This window comes from Clostridium lamae (genome assembly GCF_033043255.1).
Taxonomy (GTDB): Bacteria; Bacillota; Clostridia; order Clostridiales; family Clostridiaceae; genus Clostridium; species Clostridium lamae.
The window spans coordinates 1-8,014 of record NZ_JASCQJ010000069.1 but is presented as its reverse complement, the minus strand read 5'-3'; the positions used below and the strand labels follow the sequence as shown (position 1 = coordinate 8,014).

Genomic DNA, 8,014 nt, shown 5'->3' with positions numbered 1-8,014 from the left:
GCCATTGCCAGCTTTGAATCTGCTGTCAATTGCATTGAACATTTGCTGCTGAAAAGTTCTAGTTTTTTTATTTTTTTTATCTCCCATAAAATAAAATTTCCCCCTATTTTTTAGCCCAAAAGCCTATATTCTTTTCTTTGATTTAGGCAAAGAAAAGAATCAAAAGAAACACTATTTAAGAGATATATCTCTTAAAAATCTCTCCTGTGTCGGTATTAACTCAAGACTAACAAACTCTAAGCATTTTTTCTACTGCCAATACTGTCAGCTTACGAAAAAATACTAAGATTTTGTTGTCCTTCGTTAATACCGACACACGTACAAGCGTTGAAAATACTAAGGACTTAGAAAATAACTAATATATAATGCAAAAATAATAAAATATATTAAGCTTCATAAAAGCTAATCATTTAGTATAAAAAATAATACTAAATACTCATCAAAGGTAAGTTTTTTTCACCGTCTTTGCTGACGCTTTCGGCAAATTTTTCTCTCAATTTGAGCTGAGTAACTCATGCTTGAAAGTGAACGCATTTCAATTTAATGCACAAATTTTCATTCATGTTTTCTAAGATTGAACAACTTTTTCTTACATCTTTACCTTGTAAGCAGGTTTTTTGCACTATTTTTTATAGTCGTTATTTTCTAAGTACGCTATCGTATCTCAGAGATTTTATAAATGTCTTTTCGACTCTTGTTTCTTAGAAACAAAATTGCTTTTTTAGCACTATATTATACAGTAAAAAAGCTCTATTTCTTAAATTTTTGGTATGGAATAATAAAAACTTGACTAGCATTTTTGGCGTGAAAATAAGAATTTAATAAATAATGTCGGACGGATCCGTCCGACATTATTTATTAAATTCTTATTCTTTTAGTATTAATTTCTTATTAAGTATGAATTTGATATGAACTGTAAAGTTAGTTAATATAAAAAATCATGTTTAGAACATGCTTTTAATAAAAAAAATAGGATTTTTTTGAAAATAATTGTATAATTATATTAAATATAAAATTTCGGAAAATGTAAGAGCTATAAGTTCCGACGACCAATCTAAACTTATAGCTCTTGCAACCAAACACACACCCTGTAAAAGTGTATATCTTTAATCTATTATATTCATATTATATCAAATTAATCATTTTATGAATATAATTTTTGAAGAAAAAAAATTTAAATTGTGTGTAGTGGTAATACTTTCCGATTTCATTAAAAGGGGAGGTATTATTTTTATGGTTAAAAAATACAGACCATCAGCTTTGGAATACCTAAGGTTTGAGCAAGAATGTGGTAGCTTAATGAATAAAGAAGCTAGAAAAACTAATAGGAAAAAGTATAGAATAACAGAAGAAGATATACATAATTTTTATGGATATAATAAAAAGTCAGACAAAAAGCAAAATAAAAATGATATTACTAAGCAATGTAATATAACTAAAAAAGATGCTGATGAAATGTGTAAAATATTTAATAAAGTTTTTGATACAGAGAAGGAATGTTTTGTAAGGCTTAGGTGTGCAGAATCAAATATTATATATGCTTACAACGTTCAGGATTTAAAAGATAATAAAAAATTGTTTAATATATTAAATTCAAATAAATTTCGAAAAGAAGATTTTTTCTATAGCCTAGCAACATATAAAACAATGCTTTCAGGAGAAGAAGATAATATATTTTCAATGCATTTAATATCTATAGACATTGATTTTAGAAAAGTAAAAAGACTTAAAGATAAAACTCCAATGCAAATTTTTGAAATGATTAAAGAACAAGAATTTGATAAGAATATTCCAGCACCGAATTATTTTGAAGTAGGGCATCAACTAAGGCTATTGTATAAAATTCAATCAGTAGGGGCTACGAAATTATCTAAGAATTTAGTTAAAAGAATTAATAAAGTCTTTAACGAAAGGATGATTGATTACGGAGGAGATACACCTAGATTAACTGATTATGCTAGGATAAAAGGCTCTATAAATACAAAAGATAATTCAATTGTAGATATATTTATATTAGAGAATGTACAAGCTTATAAATTAAAAGATTTGCAGGAAAAGTGGTTGAATGAAATACCAAGTTGGTATTTAACATGGAAGAATAAGAAACATAAAGGTAAAATAGTTAAGTTTAGACCTAAGGATAAAAGTGTTTTATATCCGCTTAATATGGGAAGAATAGAGGACTTTAAGAAAATTGCAGCTTATTATGGGAAAGACCTGGATGGTAGAAGATTTTTATGTTTCTTAGTAAGAAATCATTCACTACTAGCTGGATTTTCAGAAGAAGAAGCTAAAGAAATGCTAAGAGAGTTTAATAATAATTTAGCTAAACCTTTGAGTTGGAGAGTTATCGAAAGAGATACAAGGAACGTTAATAAGAAGCAGTATCTATATAAAGACATAACTATATTAGACTATTTAGGGATAGGCAGAGAAGAAGTTAATCTAATAGGATTAGAGGAGATAAAATATCAAACAGATGAAGAAAAAGCTCTTAAAAAATTAGAATATAATAAAGAATATATGTTTAATAAATTTAGAAATAGTGAAGGTTTAACTAAAACAGAAGTTAAACGTAGAGCTGAATTTATACAAATAGCTGAACTTGAATTGAATGGATTAAGCTTAAGAGAAATAGCTGTAGAGATTGGAAAATCAGTATCTACAATATCAGAAAAAATAAATAAGAAATATAAGAGAATTAATTATAATGAGATAAAAGAAATGATTATCGAATTGAAAGTCCAAGGAATAAAGATACTAGCATAGTATCTTTATTTTTGCGTAAATATAGAGATATTGCGGGTTAAAGTACTGTTCGGGTTTTTTTAGTACTATATGGAGGAGCTTTGCTCCTTCTACGTAGATATAGGGAGGCTCGTTGTCCAGGGGAGCTCCGCTCCCACCAGCAAAGCTGGTCTTTCCTACAGAGCTTTAGCTCCTGGTCTTCGGTGTCTCCTAGAGGTAGCTTCTATTACTGCGCGCTATTCCTTTACCTTTACTCTTATTTTTTAGTTACACCTTTGATAAGGACCCTGATTTTCCCTTTAAGATTTTGGACATACTTACTATGAGGTGATTTAATGAGGTTAAGTAAAACTAGAGATTTGGTAGAAATCGACTTGATGCTTAAAATATCCATTAGTGTTATAATTATTTTTATATTAGCATCACTAATGGTAACTTGAATTTTCTGTTAAACGGAACTCACTTCCGTTTGGAATTTATTGTAAAGTGGACTTTAAGTCCGTTTTGCTTTAATTTCAGTAAATAATAATTAGTATGCTTTTTCGGTGGAATATTTTTGAAAAAAGCTTGAAGCTCGGTAATAATAAGAAAATATTATTAAAATAGAAATGTTAAATTTTTATAATGAAATATAGCTAATATAGACTTTTCTTTTGGAAAATGCTAGTATTAAGTTAATAAAAGTATTTAAATTTTATATTAAATGTATTAATATATTTGATAATTGACAAGAATATAAATATACTATACGTAATTAACTTTAAATTTATAAATATATTTATTTGTTTGTAAAAACTTAGAGGGGTACTTTCGTAACCCCTGCAATCTTCTGAACTCTTTGCTTAAACTTTTGCACGGCTTAAAGCAGAGGGTTCTTTTTGTTTGTATGTTTTAATTTCAAGTAATATCTGATTATTAAAATAACAGATAAAAATAAGCAAACAATGAAAATTGTACCTAAGAACTTATCAGTAAATATCATAGAAATAGTGTAATCAGATGTAAACACATTTATATTCATAGTATTTAGCCCTCCTTTCTCTCAGTAGTTTATAGCATATATAATAAACTAAAATATCGCCCCTCATTCCATCATAAATACGAGCGCAACTTCGTATTTAGAAAATGAATATCCGAATATTCTAGTGACTACTTCGAAGAAGGAGTTGATTAAGTTTTTAAAAAACAAGTTCACCTCGATAGGCTAATCTAAATAAAGTCAATATTGTATAATGCCTTATAAAATTCAGTACTATATAATGCTTTATACAAGGATTATTATTTAGAACTATTGAGGTGGTTTAAATACGAAATATAAATGTTTTTAAGCCTAAGTACACAATACGAAGTACTGCAAGCTAGTGACATTGTACACCCCCCTATCTATCTTTTTATTTATTAGCAAACTCATTAATAATTTTAGCATATAATTGTAATTAAAGGAATTAATTATATGTTTATTTTAAATGAAAATTAATTAAGGAAAATATTTGAAAAAAGCTCCGAGCTCGGTTAAAGAATTTCGCTAAATCATTATTATTTAGAGTTGTTAAAAGTAACGATTTTATGCGATTTACAGCATTAAAAAAAAGTAGATTTTTATTTACTATATCTAAACTTTTTATAAAAAATTATTAAAAAAAATACATCAACGATTTTATGCGATTTACAGCTTATAAAAATAAGGTTTTTTATTTACTATATCTAAACTTATTCTCAAAAATCAGTATTTCGTAGTAGCTAGTTACGAAATAGTACTTGTGTTGTAGCAACAATAGTGCTACAATTATAAGGTAATAATAATAATAAAGTGAGGTAATAAGTATGGTTAAATATTTTGTTCCAAGTAAAATCACTGCTGATATTATAGAAAGAATTGATGAATATCAGTTTAAAAATGACTATAACAAAGCAATAGCAGAATTTGATAGTTCTAATATGAATGCTGAAAAACAGTTTTTTCATAATTTGATGAAGTTAAAGGCATCAGTAACAAGAGAAGTTTATTCAAATGAAATTGAATCTATATCAAAAGAGCTTTTAAATTCATTTAAAGATATGAAAGATAATATTATTGAAGTCTCTGAAAAAGCAGAATCTATGCTAATTAAAACGATAGAATATTGCTTTAATCAGAAGAAACTTTTTATAGATGCTCTGGATAACAATGGATTTGCAGACGGTGAAAGAGTTAGCGAAGGCATGGCTGTAAACTACAGAATGAAATATTTATCATATGAATTTGTTACAAAACTTGATGAGACTACTGATTTAGATGCTATAAGAAAAGCTCTAAATGCAAAATTAGAGCCGATAAGACCAATAAATGATTTTAGAAAATTAGTTAAAGAATCAGAAGGTAAAACTCTAACTTTTGAAGCTTGGATTGGAGATTTAAAGGTGAATGCTCCAGTCCAAGATATAATAATTACAGATAATGATATTACTATAAAAATTCCTTATGCAGTATATCATCTAAAGAAAAGTACTTCAAATGTTAGCATTCATAAAACTAACTCATGGAACAGAAATGAAGAATATGAATGGCAATATGTACTCTTTGGGAATGGCGAAGTAACAGTTGGTTTAAAGAAATAATTAATAAAAAATGTGGGGGAAGGTAAAATGGCAAGGACAGAAATGTTAAGAGTAAGAGTTACAGAAGAAGAAAAAAAAATAATAGAAAAAAAGGCGAAAGCTCTTAACTTAACAGTGAGTGAATACTTAAGAATACTTCTTTTAAAAGATGATAAAAAAATATAAATAAATAAAAAAATGTCCGACGGATCCGTCGGACATTTTTTTATTTATTTATATTTTTCTACGAATTCAGTAAGAGCTTTATTCAATAAATCTTGTTTATTATACATGCTAAATTTAGTTTCAGCTAAATTGTTAAAATCATCTATTATAGTTTTTGAAACTTTAATACTTCTAGTTATAATATCTTTCTTTAATTCTATAGTAAAAGTATCAGGTGTTACTTTAGTATTATTCTGTAATACTATAGATTCCAAAGCCTTAATTCTTTCTTCAAGAGACTGTAGAATTAAATCTGTTTCTTTAGTATTTTTAATAATTGCTTCTTTAGATTTTCTAAGTGTTACTTCAGTATTACTATTAGTAACACTATTACTATTTGTATTAGAATTTATATTAGAGTTACTATTAGTAACACTAATAGTGTTACTAATCTTTATGAATTGTTTAATATTATCATCGTATTGATAATTTATTTTAGCTGCTCTATTCTTGAATGCTTTCCTACTACATTCAAGAATTTTATCTTTTTCTAATTGATTCAAAGAATAACCTTTTTTTAATAGCTCATTAACTTCAATAATTTTATTCTCATCCATATCCCTACCCCCAGATTTAAATAACACTTTAAGTAACATAATAATAACACTCCCTAGATTTTTTTTAAATATTAAATGTTACGAAGATAACACTTTTATAACACTATCGGAAATTTAAAGGAATAAATTTATTTTTAATAAGTTTATATAAAAATAAATTTTAAGAAAAAAACTGTATAATGTTTAAAATTTAGGGGGGAATAATTAATTATGTTTGAAGTTAAGGAAGAAAAAAAACCTGCGAAAGATAAAAGAATAACTATTAGATTCACTGCTGAAGAGCACGCTTACATGCAAAAGTACATTGATGAGCATTTTAATGAAGTTGAGAATTTTACAGAATTAATTAGATTAGCTTTAGATAATTTTTTAAAAAATTAAGAGTAGATAAATTTATCTACTTTTTTTATTTCTGAAGGTAACGGAAATATAAAAGTGTCGGACGGATCCGTCCGACACTTTTATATTGGAGTGGTACATAATGTTATAAAATTTTTTTAAATCATTAAAATCAGTCATTTTTTAAGAAGTGTTAGCATATACTTTAGTAGAGTTAAGCGAAACGAAGTTAGCGTACTGACGTAAAGTAATTTAGGCATTTTATGTGCTTTTTTAATATAGAGAAAAACCAGGATAAAATCCTGGTTTTTCTTGCATAAAGTCCCCCGTTAAGTTTAAACATCTCAATTGAGACAATTTTTATGCATAATTTAATACACTATTCTATTGAAAAAGTAAATTGATATCTATATTTATTATTTTAGTAGAATCATTAACTACATAAACATCTTTAAGTTCCCAGCGATTAGGACCATGTCCAAGCATTTCACTAACTGGACTCCAGGCGGTATGTTCAAGCATTCTAATATCTTTATTTTCTATTGTATTTTCTAAGTCATTGAAATTTTTTCTACAGAATGTTGCCAATTTATTTTCATCTATTTTAGTTATATCAACTTTATATTTTTCTAAAATCTCTTTAGTAATTCCTGCTTCTTTAGTTTTTAAGTAATCTGTTTCAAGTTTACTTAAGATATATTTATATTTTTCATAATTCAAATTCTTATTATATTGCTCTGTTGCAACTAGTTTTCTTATAGCATGAGTATTTGTTTTTTTATCTGTAAGCTGTGTAGCAGTATTTGTTTCATACTTCTTATCAATTCTTTCCAAAGCTCGAATTAAGCTCTTTTGAATTGCATCCTGTCCGCAACCAGCTATTCTCTGTGATGGCTTCATATCTTTGACCATATTTGCCATTATAGCAGCCTGATTATCTGTCATTTTAATTACACGAGTTTTATTACCTTTCCCTTTGCGAATTGTTAGGGTATTATCTTTAAAATTAATATCTCTTACCTCTAATTTTTCTATTTCAAAAATTCTTGCTCCAAATAGTGAAGCTATTTTATTTCCCTTAAATCCGCCGCTATTAGGGTCCATATGTTTTAATGCTATATTCAGTAAATCTCTGCCTATAGAAACATTTCTCAGGTCTTCAGTGCGATTTGAAAGAGGTGTATTGATATACTGAAAAGCTTCAAAATCGCCATTTTTGTAAGTTGCAGCAGCACATCTAAAAGCTTTTTCAACCCTACTTTTATAAGCTGCTATCGTATTTTGACTGCAATCCTTTTTGGTTGCAAGATATTCATCAAAAACCTCCGAAGGAATCTGGTCTAACTGTTTTCGCCACATTTCAGGATGCTCTTTTTTGATGAATTCAGATATGTCAGCTACAGTATCTTTAAGATTCTTATGTTCTGCTGACATGTATATTATATCGTGCTGAAGATTTGATTTATTTTTTTTATCCTGATGCTTGCTCCTGCCATTGCCAGCTTTGAATCTGCTGTCAATTGCATTGAACATTTGCTGCTGAAAAGTTCTAGTTTTTTTATTTTTTT

The 8,014-nt window shown here is 27.4% G+C and carries 6 protein-coding genes; 4 read left to right on the top strand and 2 right to left on the bottom strand.

Annotated features, from left to right (window positions below):
• The first annotated feature begins 1,233 nt into the window (after positions 1 to 1,233).
• The 3 genes from QK892_RS18030 (at position 1,234) to QK892_RS18020 (ending at position 5,511) form a co-directional block, all read left to right on the top strand.
• Complete coding sequence (locus QK892_RS18030; RefSeq protein WP_317274934.1) at positions 1,234 to 2,769, top strand: helix-turn-helix domain-containing protein; 1,536 nt, start codon at positions 1,234 to 1,236, stop codon at positions 2,767 to 2,769.
• Positions 2,770 to 4,572: 1,803 nt separating this feature from the next.
• Positions 4,573 to 5,346 (top strand): hypothetical protein, encoded by a 774-nt coding sequence (locus QK892_RS18025; RefSeq protein WP_317274933.1) that lies wholly within the window; start codon positions 4,573 to 4,575, stop codon positions 5,344 to 5,346.
• Positions 5,347 to 5,373: 27 nt separating this feature from the next.
• A complete protein-coding gene (locus tag QK892_RS18020) occupies positions 5,374 to 5,511 on the top strand; it encodes a plasmid mobilization protein (RefSeq protein ID WP_317274932.1) in 138 nt (45 codons plus the stop codon).
• Between the two features lie 44 nt (positions 5,512 to 5,555).
• On the opposite strand, the gene QK892_RS18015 is transcribed toward QK892_RS18020, so the two are convergent.
• Positions 5,556 to 6,107 carry a hypothetical protein gene (locus QK892_RS18015; protein ID WP_317274931.1) on the bottom strand — a complete coding sequence of 184 codons (552 nt, stop codon included), beginning with the start codon at positions 6,105 to 6,107 and terminating at the stop codon, positions 5,556 to 5,558.
• A 210-nt stretch (positions 6,108 to 6,317) separates the two neighbouring features.
• Between QK892_RS18015 and QK892_RS18010 the strand changes: the two genes are divergently transcribed.
• Complete coding sequence (locus tag QK892_RS18010; protein WP_317274930.1) at positions 6,318 to 6,488, top strand: hypothetical protein; 171 nt, start codon at positions 6,318 to 6,320, stop codon at positions 6,486 to 6,488.
• A gap of 342 nt (positions 6,489 to 6,830) precedes the next feature.
• Here QK892_RS18010 and QK892_RS18005 read toward each other — a convergent pair whose 3' ends face one another.
• Positions 6,831 to 7,880 carry a tyrosine-type recombinase/integrase gene (locus tag QK892_RS18005; protein ID WP_317274929.1) on the bottom strand — a complete coding sequence of 350 codons (1,050 nt, stop codon included), beginning with the start codon at positions 7,878 to 7,880 and terminating at the stop codon, positions 6,831 to 6,833.
• Positions 7,881 to 8,014 lie beyond the last annotated feature (134 nt).